The following is a 14,344-nucleotide window of genomic DNA, read 5'->3' on the forward strand; positions in this document are numbered from 1 at the left end:
CGGGCCGTGCGAGGGGAGAAACAGCTTGAACGGGCGACCGATATCGAGGGCGTCGGTTGGCGCGCGGGGGCGCGAACGCAAGAGCTCTGGGGGGCGTGGGCGCAAGGGGGTTCTGGCACTCATATTCGGCATGCTGCTGCTCGCCGTGACGGCGTGCGGCGGCGGAGGAGGGGGCTCGGACTCGGGCTCCGGCGGTGACCAGGACGGCAAGGGCGGCTCCGGCCGGGCCGACACCAAGACATCGCGGGCCGTCGTGACGATAGCGCCCAAGAACGGCGCCGACGACGTGGACACCAGCGGCGCCCTCAAGGTCACCGCCGCCAAGGGCAAACTGACCGAGGTCAAGGTGGAGAACACCAAAGGCGAGCCGGTCGAGGGCGAGATAACTGGCGACGGGGCGAGCTGGACGCCCGCCGACCACCTGGCGTCCGCCACGAAGTACAAGGTCCACGCGATAGCCAAGGACTCCGAAGGCCGCCGGGCGGCCGAGGAGTCCACCTTCACCACGCTGACCCCGAAGAACACCTTCGTCGGCATCTTCACACCCGAGGACGGTTCCAAGGTCGGCGTGGGAATGCCCTTCTCGATCCGCTTCGACCGGGGCATCACCCACCCCGAGGACGTCGAGAAAGCCATACGCGTGAAGACCGAGCCCGCGGTGGACGTCGAGGGCCACTGGTTCGGCAACGACCGGCTGGACTTCCGCCCGGAGAAATACTGGAAGCCCGGTACGAAGGTGACGGTCGACCTCGACCTCGACGGCCTGGAGGGCCGGCCCGGCGTCTACGGAGAGCAGGCCAAGACCGTCGAGTTCACCATCGGCCGCAGCCAGGTGTCCACGGTCGACGCCAAGAGCAAGAAGATGAAGGTCGTCCGCGACGGCAAGCTCATCAAGACGATTCCCATCACGTCCGGGGCGCCCTCGACGCCGACCTACAACGGCCAGATGGTCATCAGCGAGAAGCACAAGGTGACTCGCATGAACGGCGCCACGGTCGGGTTCACACGCCCCGACGGCAAGGGCGAGTACGACATCAAGGACGTACCGCACGCGATGCGCCTGTCGACCTCGGGCACCTTCATCCACGGCAACTACTGGGCGCCGTACGCGCCGGGGAACCAGAACGTCAGCCACGGGTGCGTCGGCCTGAGGGACGTGAAGGGCGCCTGGGACGGGAAGCAGCCCGCCGCGTGGTTCTTCGACAACTCGATCCTCGGTGACGTCGTGATCGTGAAGAACTCGAAGGACACGACCATCCAGCCGGACAACGGCCTCAACGGCTGGAACATGTCCTGGGAGAAGTGGAAGGCGTAGGAGCCTTTTCGAAGTCGAGGTGTACGGGCCCGGTGTGCTGTGACTCAGCACACCGGGCCATTGTCGTTAGTCCCCGTTAACCTGCCCTCATGACTGTGCATCTCGAAGTCGCCGAAGGTGTCGGCACGATCCGCCTCGACCGTCCGCCCATGAACGCGCTGGACATCGCCACGCAGGACCGGCTCAAGGAACTCGCCGAGGAGGCCACCCGTCGCGACGACGTACGCGCGGTGGTCCTCTACGGCGGCGAGAAGGTGTTCGCGGCGGGCGCGGACATCAAGGAGATGCAGGCCATGGACCATGCGGCGATGGTCGTACGCTCCCGGGCCCTGCAGGACTCCTTCACCGCCGTGACCCGCATCCCCAAGCCGGTCGTCGCCGCCGTCACCGGGTACGCGCTGGGCGGGGGCTGCGAGTTGACGCTGTGCGCCGACTACCGCATCGCCGCGGACAACGCGAAGCTGGGCCAGCCGGAGATCCTGCTCGGCCTGATCCCCGGCGCGGGCGGCACCCAGCGCCTGGCCCGGCTGATCGGCCCGTCCAAGGCCAAGGACCTCATCTTCACCGGCCGCATGGTCAAGGCCGACGAGGCTCTCGCCCTCGGCCTGGTGGACCGGGTCGTGCCGGCCGCCGAGGTGTACGAGCAGGCGCACGCATGGGCGTCCAAGCTGGCGCAAGGGCCGGCGCTGGCGCTGCGGGCCGCCAAGGAGTCGGTGGACATGGGGCTGGAGACGGACATCGAGACCGGGCTCGCGGTGGAGCGCAACTGGTTCGCGGGGCTGTTCGCGACCGAGGACCGGGAGCGGGGGATGCGGAGCTTTGTGGAGGAGGGGCCGGGGAAGGCGAAGTTCCTCTGAGGGAGCCGTCCCAGGCGGCAAAGGGGCGTCGAATTCCTTCGGTAAATCCTCCTGAACCACTTGCAGTTGACGCCATGTCTTACCCGGTGTTCCCCCGAAGGGGCGGTTTTGCATGAGCCTTGAGGCAGTCACGAGGCAGCCCTGAGGCTGCCTTGGCCGGGGCAGTCGGCGATTGCCCCGAAGTAGGTCGTACGCGCAGGTCAGTCGGGCTGTGCCGGTCGCTGCACTGCCTGTGGCATATGCCGAACGGATGGTGTGAAAGAGGGGATTTCCCCGGGCGTATTCCTCCGGAACGGCCCCCAAGGGTGCTCGGGGCGGCCATGATGGGGGCATGGCGGGGCTGGAGGGTATGGAACAGCCGCGGCGGCACGCGAGTGCGACCGCGGCGCGCTGGTCGCCCGGTGTCGAGGACGAACACGCGCTCAAGGCACTGGAGTTGTTCGGCAATCCGACGAAGGCCGAGGTTCCGTTGCCGTCCCGCCCCGAGTCGGCGGCGAGCGCGCGCCGGCTGGCCCAGGTCGTGGTCCTGCGTCAGTGGGGGCTCTCTCCGAAAACGACCGAGGACGCCGTACTGCTGGTCTCCGAACTCGTCGGCAACGCCGTACGGCACACCGGCGCCCGCGTCTTCGGGCTCCGGATGCGGCGTCGCCCGGGCTGGATCCGTGTCGAGGTCCGGGATCCCTCCCGCGGCCTGCCCTGTCTCATGCCCGTGCGGGACATGGACCTCAGCGGGCGCGGTCTGTTCCTCGTCGACAAGCTCTCCGACCGCTGGGGCGTCGACCTGCTGCCCCGCGGCAAGACGACCTGGTTCGAGATGCGCGTCCCGGACCACTGACGCCTCCATGGCTCGGGCCAGGCGTTCGCGCCGGCCCTCCTGTGCGCGCGGTGTGGGCGGCGCGTGTTCGCGACCCGCACTCTTCGTCAAACAGCTCAATGACCGCGATTCGGCGTGAAACACCCTTAAATGGCACGGGTGACCACGACCGACCGCCGTGCGGCCCTCCGGACGGGTGCGGGACTCGCCGCGGCGGGCGCGCTCACCGGGTGTTCCATGAACGGCTCGACCGTCGCGCGCCCGGCCGCCCCGCCCCGTACGCCCTCCGTGGCGCCCGCTCCCCGCGCCTTCCCCCGCCGGCCCGTCCAGATCGAGCACGGCCCCCGCGACCGACCCCGGGTCGCGCTCACCTTCCACGGACAGGGCGACCCCGCCCTCGCCCGCGCGCTGCTCGACGAGGCGGAGAAGGGCGGCGCCCGCCTCACCGTTCTCGCCGTCGGCAGCTGGCTCGACGCGTACCCGGAACTGGCCCGCCGGATCCTCGACGGCGGGCACGACCTCGGCAACCACACCCAGCGCCACGTCGACATCAACGCGCTGCCCGAGGCGGAGGCATACGCCGAGATCAGCGGGTGCGCCGAGCGGCTGCGCCGGCTCACCGGATCGATCGGCACCTGGTTCAGACCCTCACGCGCCGCGCGGGCCTCCCCGCTCGTCGAGCGCCTGGCCCGCCGCGCGGGCTACCCGCACGTCCTCTCGTACGACGTCGACTCGCTCGACTTCACCTCGCCCGGCGCCCCGGCCGTCACCCGCAGGATCACCTCCCGGATCCAGGGCGGCTCGGTGGTGAGCCTGCACTTCGGGTACGCGGACACGGTCGCCGCGCTCCCCGCCGTCCTGGAAGAACTCGATCGCCGCGGCCTGCGCGCCGTGACCACCACGGAGTTGCTGAGCTGATGCACCGGAACCTCACCCAGCGCGCCCTGATCGCGGGCGCCGTACTCGCCGCCGCCCTCCTCGGCTGTGGCGCCGAGCCCAAGCGCCAGGCGACGGAGACCCTCGGCGGGGTCGAGCCCGTCAAACCCGTCAAGCCCGTCAAGCCCGCCGAACCCGAGATCGACGGCCTGCCCGGTATGCCGCCCGTCCTCGACAAGACCGACGTCTACGCCGCCAACCGCTCCGGCAAACTGTCCCCGGTGGTCAAGGACTTCCCGTCCCGCGTCTACGTCCCCAACACCAATTCCAACACCGTGTCCGTCATCGACCCCAAGACGTACGAGGTCATCGAGACGATCCCGGTCGGCGTCCAGCCCCAGCACGTCGTCCCCTCCTGGGACCTGAAGACCCTCTGGGTCAACAACAACCGGGGACACACGCTGACGCCCATCGACCCGAAGACGGGCAAGGCGGGCGACCCGGTCGACGTCCACGACCCCTACAACCTGTACTTCACGCCGAACGGCAAGTACGCCATCGTCATGGCCTCGCTCGACCGCGAACTGGTCTTCCGCGACCCGCACACCATGAAGCCCGTCAAGACCGAACCGGTCAGCTGCTACGGCGTCAATCACGCCGACTTCTCCCTGGACGGCCGGTACTTCATCGTCTCCTGCGAGTTCAGCGGCGAACTGTTGAAGGTCGACACGGAGCGGATGAAGGTCGTCGGCCAGCAGAAGCTGCCCTTCGAGGGAGCCATGCCGCAGGACGTGAAGATCTCGCCGGACGGGAAGACGTTCTACGTCGCCGACATGATGGCCCACGGCATGTGGGTGCTGAACGGCGACAGGTTCGACGAGCCGAAGCTCCTGCCCACCGGCAAAGGCTGCCACGGCCTGTACATCAGCCGTGACTCCCACGAGATGTACGTCTCGAACCGCGGCGAGGGCACCGTCTCGGTCTTCGACTTCGCCCAGGACAAGCTGACCAAGAAGTGGCGTCTGCCGGACGGCGGCAGCCCCGACATGGGCGGCGTCTCGAGCGACGGCAAGGTCCTCTGGCTCTCCGGCCGTTACGACTCCGAGGTGTACGCCATCGACACACGTACCGGCGTCCAGCTGGCCCGCATCCCCGTCGGCAGCGGTCCGCACGGGCTCGCGGTGTATCCGCAGCCGGGCCGCTACTCGCTCGGACACACGGGCATCTTCCGCTGAGAGGACGGCTGTTGGCGTCGGCCGCGGGACACGCCGCCGTACGAGTGACGATCCACGGCCCGCCCCCGCAGAACCGAGATCGTGCTCCGCATGATCACAACTCGCCTGCGGCGGCGGGCCGCTGCCGTCGTCCTGTCCCTGTCCGCCGTCTTCGCGACCTCGGCGGCGACGCTCCACGCCGAGCCGGCGAAGGCACCCGCCACATCACCCGCCACATCACCGACGAAATCCCCCGCGAAGGCCGCCGCTCCCGACTGCCCCCAGTTCGCCGACCCCGTCCACGCCGCCGTCGACCGCCGCGTGGACGTCGACCGCATCACGCCCGACCCCGTCTGGCGCACGTCCTGCGGCACGCTCTACCGCAGCGACCGCCGGGGCCCCTCGATCGTCTTCGAGCAGGGCTTCCACCCCAAGGACGTCGTCAACGGCCAGTACGACATCGAGAAGTACGTCCTCGTCAACCAGCCCTCGCCGTACGTCTCCACGACCTACGACCACGACCTCTACAAGACATGGTGGAAGAGCGGCTTCAACTACTACATCGACGCCCCCGGCGGTGTGGACGTCAACAAGACCATCGGCGACACCCACAAGTGGGCCGACCAGGTCGAGGTCGCCTTCCCCGGCGGTATCGCGCGCCAGTACATCATCGGCGTCTGCCCGGTCGACAAGGCGACAAAGACCGAGATCATGAGTGACTGCGAGAGCAACCCGTACTACGAGCCCTGGCACTGAGCGTCCCTCCGCGTCTCAGGGCGCGTCGAGCAGGGCCTCCGCCCCGACCGGGCGGAACCCGGCCGCCTGGAACGCCCGCACGCTGCGGGCGTTCCCCGCGGCCAGCTGGGCCCACACCGGCTCACCCCCACTCAGATGGCGCGCCGCCGAGGCCAGCGCACGGCCCAGACCCCGGTGCCGGACCTCCTCGTCCACCTCGATCGCGGCCTCCAGCCGCCCCGCGACCCCGCGCCCCAGAACGAGCACCCCTCCTTCGGCCGCCCACACGCGCACGTCGCCGCGCCGCTCGCGGGCGCGGACGACCCGGGGATGGTCGGGGTCGTCGAGGGGGGCCGGCTCGACCGGGGGCGGTCCGGGCAGCGGCGCGGCGACCGTCATCAGGTCGATCGTGTCCGTCGTACGCCCCGTACGCGCCATGAACGCGGCGAGGAACCGCGGGTTCATGGTCGCGGCGAGCGCATCGCAGTCGAGCGCGCGCAGCGTGGCGTACACCCAGTCAGGATCCTCGTCCGTGAAGACGACGGAGTGTGCCGTGAAGGCCAGCACCCCTGCGTCGCGGTGAGCGTGCTGCGGCACGACGGTGGTGCCGCCGTCCGGCGGCGGGAACACTCCCCGGGCCGCCGCGTCGAGAATGTCCCGCAGACTTCCAGGCATGAGATCCCCTTCCCCCCGTCGCTCCGCCGGGCGGTTAATCTGACCTCCGTCAGCAAGGCATGGATATGGATACAGCACGAAGGGGCGGACCCGGTGGCGGACATCGAGGAAGCACGCAAGGCGTTCGAGCGGATCGACGTGGACGGTGACGGGTTCATCACCGCCGCCGAGTTCAAGACCGCCCTGGCCCAGGGCGGAGACTGGAACGTCACGGAGGCCGTGGCGGAGGCCGTGATCGCCGCCCAGGACAGCAACCACGACAAGCTCCTCTCCTTCGACGAGTTCTGGGCCCACCTGAACAAGTGAGCCGAGCGGACTGAGCACGAGAGGGCGCCCCCGCGGGTCGCGCGGGAGCGCCCTTTCGTCGAGCGTCCTCCGTCACGCGGTCGCTTCGTGAACCGTGGTCCGGAATATCCCGTCCCGTCCGCAGGTTGGTGTCCCCGTCAGAGCGGAAGCACCGACCCCCCGGAAGGGCGAGCCATGAAGATCGGCATCATCGGCGCGGGCAACATCGGCGGAAACCTCACCCGGCGGCTCACTGCCCTTGGCCACGACGTGTCCGTCGCGAACTCCCGCGGTCCGCACACCCTCACCGCGCTCGCCGAGGAGACCGGAGCCACGGCCGCCACGGTCGCCGATGTCGCCCGTGGCGCGGAACTCGTCGTCGTCACCGTCCCCTTGAAGGCCGTACCGGACCTGCCGTCCGGCTTCCTCGACGAGGCGGCGGACGGTGTCGCCGTGATCGACACCGGCAACTACTACCCGCGGCAGCGCGACGGCAAGATCGCCGCGATCGAGGACGAGGGCCTGACGGAGAGCCGCTGGACCGCCCAGCAGATCGGCCACACGGTCATCAAGGCCTTCAACGGCACGTACGCCCAGGACATCCTCGACCGCCCCGGCCCCGCAGGCGCCCCCGGCCGCATGGCCCTCCCGGTCGCCGGCGACGACGAGGCGGCCAAGCGCGTCGTCCGCGGCCTCATCGACGAACTCGGCTTCGACACGGTCGACTCCGGCACCCTCGACGACTCCTGGCGTCAGCAGCCCGGTACCCCGGTCTACGGCCTCCAGGCCGGGACCGAGGCGGTCACCAAGGCCCTGGCCGAGGCGTCAGCGGAGCGCACGGCGGACTTCCGGGCCTAGGTCCCGTGTCGGCCCGGCCGCACGGTAGGTGAGGGCGGGCCTCAGCCGCCGGTGGCCCACTCGCGGAGTGCTGCCTTGCTCGCGAAGTCGGCGACGTTCTTGTCCAGCGGGTTGTCGGTGTACTGGTGGAAGCGCCACTTCGCCTTGATGCGGGGCTTGCCGGCGGTGACGTAATCCGCGATCCACAGACCGTCACCCGCGTACGAGGTGGTGTCGACGTTCAGCCAGTAGTTTCTGTTGCAGTACAGAACGACCCGGTGGTTCGGCCGCAGTTCCTTCACCTTGCGGATGAAGCGGTCCTTCTCGGCGTTGCTCGCGTGCGTGCCCTCGCTCGTCGTTTCCCAGTCGACGGCGAGGAGTTCGCCCGCCTTCTCCGGGGCCTTGCTGACGAAGTACTCGGCCTGGGCGGTGAGGTTGCCGGGCCACAGGAAGTGGTAGAAGCCGACCACGCAGCCGCCGTCGCGGGCCGCCTTCGTCTGGGCGCCGAGTTTCGGGTTGACGTACGAACGGCCCTCCGTCGCCTTGATGAAGACGAAGGACAGGCCGTCGGTGTCGAACGAGGACGACTGGTGGGAACTGACATCGATGCCGCGCAGCATGGGGCATTCCTCCGTGCGTGGGGAGACAGGTGGGGGGAGTGGGGTAGGCACAGGAGTACGGAAAGAGCGGGTGAAGCACTCAACTACCTTGCTTTTCCCCTACTTCGCCCCATTCCACCCTTCCGGAAGAGAGCAGGGCCTGGTGTGCCTGCGCCGTCGTGAACGTGGGGCAGAGGTCGGCCAGCCGCTGCTGCAAACGGGAGTTTTCCGCACGCCTGTGGCCGCACGGCAGCCTGACCTCTGGGGACCTGGCGAACCTGACCCGGGTGGTCACGCGCTGAGCGGTGCTACTCCGTGCGCAGCGCCGTGGCCGTGCGGGACTTGGCCGCCCAGCCGGCCGGGAGCAGCGCACCCAGCATGGCGATCACGATGCCGGCCAGTCCCAGCAGCACCAGCTGAGGAGCGCTGTACACATCGAGGACCGACGGCGGCAGATTGGTGCCTGCCGCGTGCCCCATCACCGGCAGTACGAACCCGTGCAGCGCGAACCCGGCAGGCAGCCCGATCAGACCGCCGAGCACGCCGATCCCGGCCACCGAGGCGAGCACGAGGCTCACGGTCTGCCGCGGAGACATGCCGAGCGCCTTGCAGACGCCCAGGTCGTGGACGCGCTCCCGGGTGTCGAGGACGACGGAGTTGAGCACGCCGAGGCCCGCCACGGAGACCAGCATGAGGGTGAGCAGCACCGCCATCGCGTCCAGGATGAGGATCATGTTCTCCTGTTCGGAGGGGGAGTTGGCCATGGCGTGGCCTCCCAGTGGCTCCACCACCGCGGTGAGCTTCTCGGCGTACGCAGCGGGGGAGACCCCCGGCTTCACCTCGATCTGGAAGACCTGGGGTTCGGCTCCCGCGAAGCCGGCGAGGTCGGCGTGGATCGACAGGCCGTCGTTTTCGGTGTCGAAGGCCTCGCCGACGATCCGCAGGGTCTCCGTGTCCTTGCCGAGGGTCACCCGCACTGTGTCGCCGATCTTGGTTCCGGTTCGTTCCAGGAAATGGGTGGGCACGACGACCTGCCCCGCGCCGGTGATCCAGTGCCCGGAGATCATCTCGTAGCTGCCGGGACGTGAATCGCCCTGGTACAGGGTGGCCCTGACCGAGCCGGAGACCCCGGCCACGGTGACGTCGGTCTGGGACATGCCGTAGTACGAAGCGGTGCCGGACTGCGCCTTGATGGCAGCGCGGACCTTCGCCGGGTCGGCGGACGGAGGACGGAGGTTGCCTCCCCCGGAGCGAGGTCCGCCGCCTTCGGCGCCGCCCGCGACGGTCGGTCCGCCGCTGATGGCGGTGACCGCGGCACGGTCCTCGGGATCCTGCGCGTTGCCGACCGCGTTCAGGGAGGAGGTCAGCCCCACCGCGAAGGTCGCCGCGACCGTGCCGAAGGCCACCGCGAGCAGCATCGCGGCCGTACGGACCGGATGCGCGAAGGGGCCGGCGAGACCGTAGGTCACCGCCCGTGGCAGCGGCAGCCGCCCTGCCGCCCGGTGCGCCCACTGCCCGCGCCCCGTGCGGGGTGCCCGGCCGACCGCGATGGCCTCGACCGTACGCAGCCTCCCCGCCCGCAGTGCGGGGACCAGCGCCGCGATACCGACGATCAGCAGCGCGACGGCCGGCACAACGACGTCCACCCACCAGGCCACGGTCAGCGAGGCGCTGCCGTACACCTGCTCGGTGTCCGCCAGCAGCGGAGCGGCCAGCAGATTGCCCAGCACCACCCCGAGCGCGATTCCGGCGCCGGCCGGGATCAGAGCCTGGGCCACATAGGCCCGCACGACCTCGCGCGGGGTGAAGCCGATGGCCTTGAGGATGCCGATCCTGCGCAGGCTGGTGCCGACCGCACCGCTGATCACGCTGCTGACGATGATCACCGACATCACGATGCCGAGCACGCCGAAGGCCACCAGGAACGGGATGGTCGGCGCCGCGCCCCGATCGGCGGCGCGCTTGGTGTCCAGATAGGACTGGGTGCTCAGCAGGGCCCCTGACGGTACGGCGGCGGCGAGCGTCTTCCGGTCGGCGGCGATCTGCCCCTTCGTTCCCGCGGAGTCGAAGCGGTAGAGCATCTGGCTCGTGACGGGACTGTCCTCCGAGGCCAGCGCGCTGACCTGCCCGGGGGTCGCCCAGGCGTCGGCGGTCTTGCCGGCCGACACCGCGAAACCGACGACCGTGAGGGTCGCGCTGCCGGCATCGTCCGAAGTTTTCAGGGTGGAGCCGACCTTGAGGAAGGGTCCGGTGAACGACGCGGAGAGTACGACCTCGCCCGGCTTCGCCGCCCAGCGGCCGGACTTCACGTCCAGGTCGTCCACGTCGCCATGCGGAGCGGACCGCCCTGCCAGGGTCAGCGCCGGCAGGTGCCCGCCATTCGAATCCACCGGGCGGATGGTCGTGGTCGGGTACGGCCCCGCGCTCGCGGTGACGCCGTTCAGCCGCCCGGTCTCCTCCAGCTGCGCCGCACTCACCTTGGCCGGATCGAACTGCGCGGTGATATGCGGACCGTTCTGCTGCGCGAAGGCGTGGTCGAAGGGGGCGTTCGAGGCGACGATGAGTGACCCGGCGACCACGGCCGCGGCGACGGCCATCATGGTGGCCACGGCGATCACCACCGTCTGCACCCGGCGCCTGCCCACGCCGGAGCGTACGACGCGGCCGAGCGCGCCGGTGCCGAAGAGGCTCATCGGACGGCCTCCGCATGTGTGTCGAGGGCGAGGTGGCCGTCGACCAGATGAATGGTGCGGCTCGCGCACGCCTGAGCCAGCGTCATGTCATGCGTGACCAGCACGATGGTCTGCCCGCCGCGGTGCAGATCCACCAGCAGCTCCCGCACGTCGTGGCCCGAGGCGGTGTCGAGCGCGCCGGTCGGTTCGTCGGCGAGGAGCAGCGCGGGCCGGTTGACCAGCGCCCGGGCGACCGCGACCCGCTGGCGTTCGCCACCGGACAGCCGGCCCGGGTAGGCGCGGGCGTGCTTGGCTATGCCCAGCACTTCCATGAGCTCCCCGGCGCGGGCCGCCGCCTTGCGCCGCGCGGTCCCGGTCAGCTGCGCGGGGAGCTGGATGTTGTCGGCGACGGTGAGGTCGTCGAGCAGATTGAAGAACTGGAAGACCATGCCGATCTGCTCGCGGCGGAACCGGGCCAGCGCGTGCTCGCTCAGCTGGTCGATCCGCTGCTCGGCCACCGTCACGGCGCCTTCGGTCGGCTTGTCGAGGCCGGCGACGAGGTTCAGCAGCGTGGACTTGCCGCTACCGGAGGGGCCGGTCACGGCGAGCGCTTCGCCCTGTTCGACGGTGAGCGTGAGCGGTCCGAGCGCGGGCGCGTCGGCGTTGTCGTAGCGCTTGGCCACGCCCTCCAGTTGGATCACCTGGGTCATCGGAGTGTCCGTCCTTCGCGGTCGAGAGGGCTCTGCTGGTTGTCGGCTCCGGCGAAGGTAGGGGCGGCCACTCACCGGACGCGTCGGCCGCGGCACCGACATCCGGCCCTTCCCGCGGAGGATCCGGCCGCGGGGTCGTCCCTGCGACGTAGTCCTCACGGGCAAGGGCCCTTGTCGCGCAGACTGATGCGGGCCCGAAGGAGCGAACCGCACAATGAGCCGGTGGACACGGTGGACAAGGTGGACGCGGACGACCGGCCGGGATGGCGTCAGCAGCTGCGCGGCGCGATGCGCCCGGAGGTGAGGCCCGCCCCGCTGTCGCGCGGTGCGGTGCGCACCGATGTGGTGCTGGCGGTCGTGCTGACCGTCATCGCGCTGATCGTGGCGGCGCGTTATCCCGACAGCGGACCGCTCCAGACCGCTGGTGACGCTCCGGCCCCGCCCGTGCCCCCGCGGCCGCCGACGGTCATCAGGGTGCCGGAGGACGAGTCCTCATCGGTGCTCTGGCCACTCGTCGTGCTGTCGGCGCTGCCGCTGGCGGCCCGGCGAAGGTATCCACTGGCCGCGTTCACGGTGGTGATGTGCGCGACGCTGGTCATGGTCGACGACGCCACCTGGATGAACGTGGTGACCTGCGTCATCGGCGCCTACAGCGCCGTCGTCCACAGCCGCCACAGGATATGGGCGATGGCCGGAATGGTCGTCGCCGCCGTGCTGGCCGGCCTCGCGTTCCGGGAGACGGAACCCATCCTTCCGGGCTGGTCGAGCCCGGCGGTCGTGCTGCTGATCGCCGGTGTGCTGGCCGGCCTGGTCCGGATCTGGCGGCGGCAACTGGCGGCGAGCCGGGACCGGTACGCGAAGCTGCAGCAGGCGCAGGACGAGGCCACGCGCCGGGCTGTCGAGGAGGAGCGGTCCCGGATCGCCGCCGAGCTGCACGACGTCGTGACCCACAATGTGAGCGTGATGGTGATTCAGGCGGGCGCGGCGCGAAAGGTGATGGACTCGGCGCCCGAACGGTCGAAGGCGGCGCTGCTCGCGGTCGAGGCCGGAGGCCGTGCCGCCATGGCCGAGCTGCGCCATGTGATGGGCCTGCTCGCCGCCCCCGACCACGAGCGCCCCGACGGCCTCGAACCCCAGCCCGGCCTCGGGCAGCTCGACACCCTGGTCGAGCGGGTGCGCGCCGCCGGGACACCGGTGCGCCTGGCGGTGTCGCTGCCGCCAGACCCGCTGCCGCCCGGGGTCGACCTCACGGCGTACCGCGTCGTCCAGGAGGCGCTGACCAACACGATCAAGCACGCGCCCGGCGCCGACGCCTCCGTCGTGATCGGCTACACCGAGAACTGCCTGGAGATCGAGGCCACCGACACCGGCGGAGTGCGCGAGGCACTGCCGGCGGACGGCAGCGGACGCGGCCTCATCGGGCTGCACGAGCGGCTGGCGGTGTACAACGGCGAAATGACTGCCGGGCCGACCCTCGCCGGCGGCTTCCGGGTCAAGGCTCGAGTTCTCTGGCGGAACGCGTGAGCCGGCCGCCCCTGCGCGCTGTCATCGCCGACGACCAGGCCTTGGTGCGCACCGGCTTCGGGATGATCCTCGCCGCCGACGGGATCGAGGTGACGGCCGAGGTGGCCGACGGGGCCGAGGCGGTCGCCGCGGTCCGCCGCACCCGGCCCGACGTCGTGCTCATGGACATCCGGATGCCTGAGATGGACGGCATCGAAGCGACCAGGCAGATCCTCGCCGGGGGCGGGCCGGACAGCACCAGGATCATCATCCTGACCACCTACGACCTCGACCATTATGTCTACGCCGCGCTCGCCGCCGGCGCCAGCGGCTTCCTGCTCAAGGACGTCACCCCGGAGCATCTGGTGGCGGCCGTGCGCCTGGTGCAGTCCGGCGATGCGCTGCTGGCGCCGACGATCACCCGCCGGCTGATCGAGCGCTTCGCCCCGCACAATGAGGCGCCGTCCACCACCCTGCACCGCGATCTGTCCGGCCTGACCCCGCGCGAGCTGGAGGTGCTCCGCCTGCTCGCGACGGGCCTGAGCAACGCCGAACTCGCGGACCGCTTGTTCCTCAGTCCGACCACAGTCAAGACGCATATCGGCCATATCTTGTCAAAGCTGGATCTGCGCGACCGCGTCCAGGCCGTCGTCCTCGCGTACGAGACGGGACTGATCTCACCGGGAGGTGGGGGCTCCTAGGGCCTGTGTCGAAAGTGGCGCCTGCCGGGCGACGCCTGGCACGCACTCTCGCCGCACCGGGCGAAAGCCCACGTACGTCCAGTACGAGGGCTTCCGCCCGGCACGCCGAGAGCACGCACCAGACGCCGCCCGGCCCGCCCTTCGGGCGGACGACGCCACTTTCGACACAGGCCCTAGCTGCGCCCGCCGGAGTGGACCAGCGGAGTGGACCAGCACCCGTGGCAGCACCCCCAGCTGCTTGGCGGTGGGGGCGGGCGGCACCCGCTCTCGGAGCGGCGCGCGATGGAGATCGGGGCCCATCCCCTCAGCACTCGATGATGTTCACCGCGAGCCCGCCCCGCGCCGTCTCCTTGTACTTCACGGACATGTCGGCGCCCGTGTCCTTCATGGTCTTGATGACCTTGTCGAGGGACACCTTGTGGGAGCCGTCGCCGCGCATCGCCATGCGGGCGGCCGTCACGGCCTTCGCGGCGGCCATGCCGTTGCGTTCGATGCACGGGATCTGGACGAGGCCGCCGACGGGGTCGCAGGTCAGGCCGAGGTTGTGTTCC

General features: G+C 70.3%; 15 protein-coding genes. 10 read left to right on the forward strand and 5 right to left on the reverse strand.

All coding sequences use genetic code 11. The annotated features are described in order from the left end of the window. Positions 1-25: 25 nt before the first annotated feature. The 6 genes from FGD71_RS42405 (at position 26) to FGD71_RS42430 (ending at position 5,832) form a co-directional block, all read left to right on the forward strand. The gene (locus FGD71_RS42405) at positions 26-1,315 is read left to right on the forward strand and encodes a L,D-transpeptidase (protein ID WP_181359385.1); all 1,290 of its coding nucleotides are present in this window, start codon (positions 26-28) and stop codon (positions 1,313-1,315) included. Between the two features lie 89 nt (positions 1,316-1,404). Then, entirely contained in the window at positions 1,405-2,172 is a 768-nt protein-coding gene (locus FGD71_RS42410; RefSeq protein ID WP_119105924.1) for an enoyl-CoA hydratase/isomerase family protein, read from the forward strand. A gap of 331 nt (positions 2,173-2,503) precedes the next feature. Further along, positions 2,504-3,007: an ATP-binding protein gene (locus tag FGD71_RS42415; protein WP_162931380.1), complete on the forward strand. Its 504-nt coding sequence runs from the start codon at positions 2,504-2,506 to the stop codon at positions 3,005-3,007. Between the two features lie 138 nt (positions 3,008-3,145). Beyond that, the gene (locus FGD71_RS42420; protein ID WP_240437041.1) at positions 3,146-3,904 is read left to right on the forward strand and encodes a polysaccharide deacetylase family protein; all 759 of its coding nucleotides are present in this window, start codon (positions 3,146-3,148) and stop codon (positions 3,902-3,904) included. Continuing rightward, entirely contained in the window at positions 3,904-5,097 is a 1,194-nt protein-coding gene (locus tag FGD71_RS42425) for a YncE family protein (RefSeq protein WP_119105926.1), read from the forward strand. The genes FGD71_RS42420 and FGD71_RS42425 overlap by 1 nt, the downstream gene beginning before the upstream one ends. A gap of 90 nt (positions 5,098-5,187) precedes the next feature. Continuing rightward, positions 5,188-5,832, forward strand: a complete 645-nt coding sequence (locus FGD71_RS42430; protein WP_119105927.1) for an ADP-ribosyltransferase — start codon at positions 5,188-5,190, stop codon at positions 5,830-5,832. A 15-nt stretch (positions 5,833-5,847) separates the two neighbouring features. On the opposite strand, the gene FGD71_RS42435 is transcribed toward FGD71_RS42430, so the two are convergent. Then, on the reverse strand, positions 5,848-6,486 hold the full coding sequence (locus FGD71_RS42435) for a GNAT family N-acetyltransferase (RefSeq protein ID WP_119105928.1): 639 nt from the start codon (positions 6,484-6,486) through the stop codon (positions 5,848-5,850). Between the two features lie 93 nt (positions 6,487-6,579). Here FGD71_RS42435 and FGD71_RS42440 point away from each other — a divergent pair, with 93 nt between their 5' ends. Together FGD71_RS42440 and FGD71_RS42445 are read left to right on the forward strand one after the other, a co-directional pair. Beyond that, positions 6,580-6,792, forward strand: a complete 213-nt coding sequence (locus FGD71_RS42440) for an EF-hand domain-containing protein (protein WP_119105929.1) — start codon at positions 6,580-6,582, stop codon at positions 6,790-6,792. Between the two features lie 87 nt (positions 6,793-6,879). Then, complete coding sequence (locus tag FGD71_RS42445; protein WP_276147190.1) at positions 6,880-7,629, forward strand: NADPH-dependent F420 reductase; 750 nt, start codon at positions 6,880-6,882, stop codon at positions 7,627-7,629. Positions 7,630-7,670: 41 nt separating this feature from the next. Here the strand turns inward: FGD71_RS42445 and FGD71_RS42450 are convergent, their stop codons facing one another. From FGD71_RS42450 to FGD71_RS42465, 3 genes are all read right to left on the reverse strand, one after another. Continuing rightward, complete coding sequence (locus tag FGD71_RS42450; protein ID WP_119105931.1) at positions 7,671-8,228, reverse strand: glycoside hydrolase family 25 protein; 558 nt, start codon at positions 8,226-8,228, stop codon at positions 7,671-7,673. Between the two features lie 287 nt (positions 8,229-8,515). Continuing rightward, positions 8,516-10,900, reverse strand: a complete 2,385-nt coding sequence (locus FGD71_RS42460; RefSeq protein ID WP_119105933.1) for an ABC transporter permease — start codon at positions 10,898-10,900, stop codon at positions 8,516-8,518. Continuing rightward, positions 10,897-11,589 carry an ABC transporter ATP-binding protein gene (locus FGD71_RS42465; RefSeq protein ID WP_119105934.1) on the reverse strand — a complete coding sequence of 231 codons (693 nt, stop codon included), beginning with the start codon at positions 11,587-11,589 and terminating at the stop codon, positions 10,897-10,899. The genes FGD71_RS42460 and FGD71_RS42465 overlap by 4 nt, the downstream gene beginning before the upstream one ends. 222 nt (positions 11,590-11,811) lie before the next feature. Between FGD71_RS42465 and FGD71_RS42470 the strand changes: the two genes are divergently transcribed. Together FGD71_RS42470 and FGD71_RS42475 are read left to right on the forward strand one after the other, a co-directional pair. Beyond that, positions 11,812-13,113 (forward strand): sensor histidine kinase, encoded by a 1,302-nt coding sequence (locus tag FGD71_RS42470; protein ID WP_240437042.1) that lies wholly within the window; start codon positions 11,812-11,814, stop codon positions 13,111-13,113. Further along, on the forward strand, positions 13,098-13,793 hold the full coding sequence (locus FGD71_RS42475) for a response regulator (protein WP_119105939.1): 696 nt from the start codon (positions 13,098-13,100) through the stop codon (positions 13,791-13,793). Before FGD71_RS42470 ends, FGD71_RS42475 begins: the two co-directional genes overlap by 16 nt. 304 nt (positions 13,794-14,097) lie before the next feature. Here FGD71_RS42475 and FGD71_RS42485 read toward each other — a convergent pair. After that, on the reverse strand, positions 14,098-14,344 hold a 247-nt coding region (locus tag FGD71_RS42485), incomplete at its 5' end, for an L-serine ammonia-lyase, iron-sulfur-dependent, subunit alpha (protein ID WP_181359386.1).

This window comes from Streptomyces sporangiiformans (assembly GCF_005768555.2).
GTDB lineage: Bacteria > Actinomycetota > Actinomycetes > Streptomycetales > Streptomycetaceae > Streptomyces > Streptomyces sporangiiformans.

Coding starts and splice junctions, on each gene's coding strand:
- FGD71_RS42410 (WP_119105924.1), top strand. CDS start 1,405: ATGACTGTGCATCTCGAAGTCGCCGAAGGTGTCGGCACGATCCGCCTC.
- FGD71_RS42415 (WP_162931380.1), top strand. CDS start 2,504: ATGGCGGGGCTGGAGGGTATGGAACAGCCGCGGCGGCACGCGAGTGCG.
- FGD71_RS42425 (WP_119105926.1), top strand. CDS start 3,904: ATGCACCGGAACCTCACCCAGCGCGCCCTGATCGCGGGCGCCGTACTC.
- FGD71_RS42430 (WP_119105927.1), top strand. CDS start 5,188: ATGATCACAACTCGCCTGCGGCGGCGGGCCGCTGCCGTCGTCCTGTCC.
- FGD71_RS42435 (WP_119105928.1), bottom strand. CDS start 6,486: ATGCCTGGAAGTCTGCGGGACATTCTCGACGCGGCGGCCCGGGGAGTG.
- FGD71_RS42450 (WP_119105931.1), bottom strand. CDS start 8,228: ATGCTGCGCGGCATCGATGTCAGTTCCCACCAGTCGTCCTCGTTCGAC.
- FGD71_RS42460 (WP_119105933.1), bottom strand. CDS start 10,900: ATGAGCCTCTTCGGCACCGGCGCGCTCGGCCGCGTCGTACGCTCCGGC.
- FGD71_RS42465 (WP_119105934.1), bottom strand. CDS start 11,589: ATGACCCAGGTGATCCAACTGGAGGGCGTGGCCAAGCGCTACGACAAC.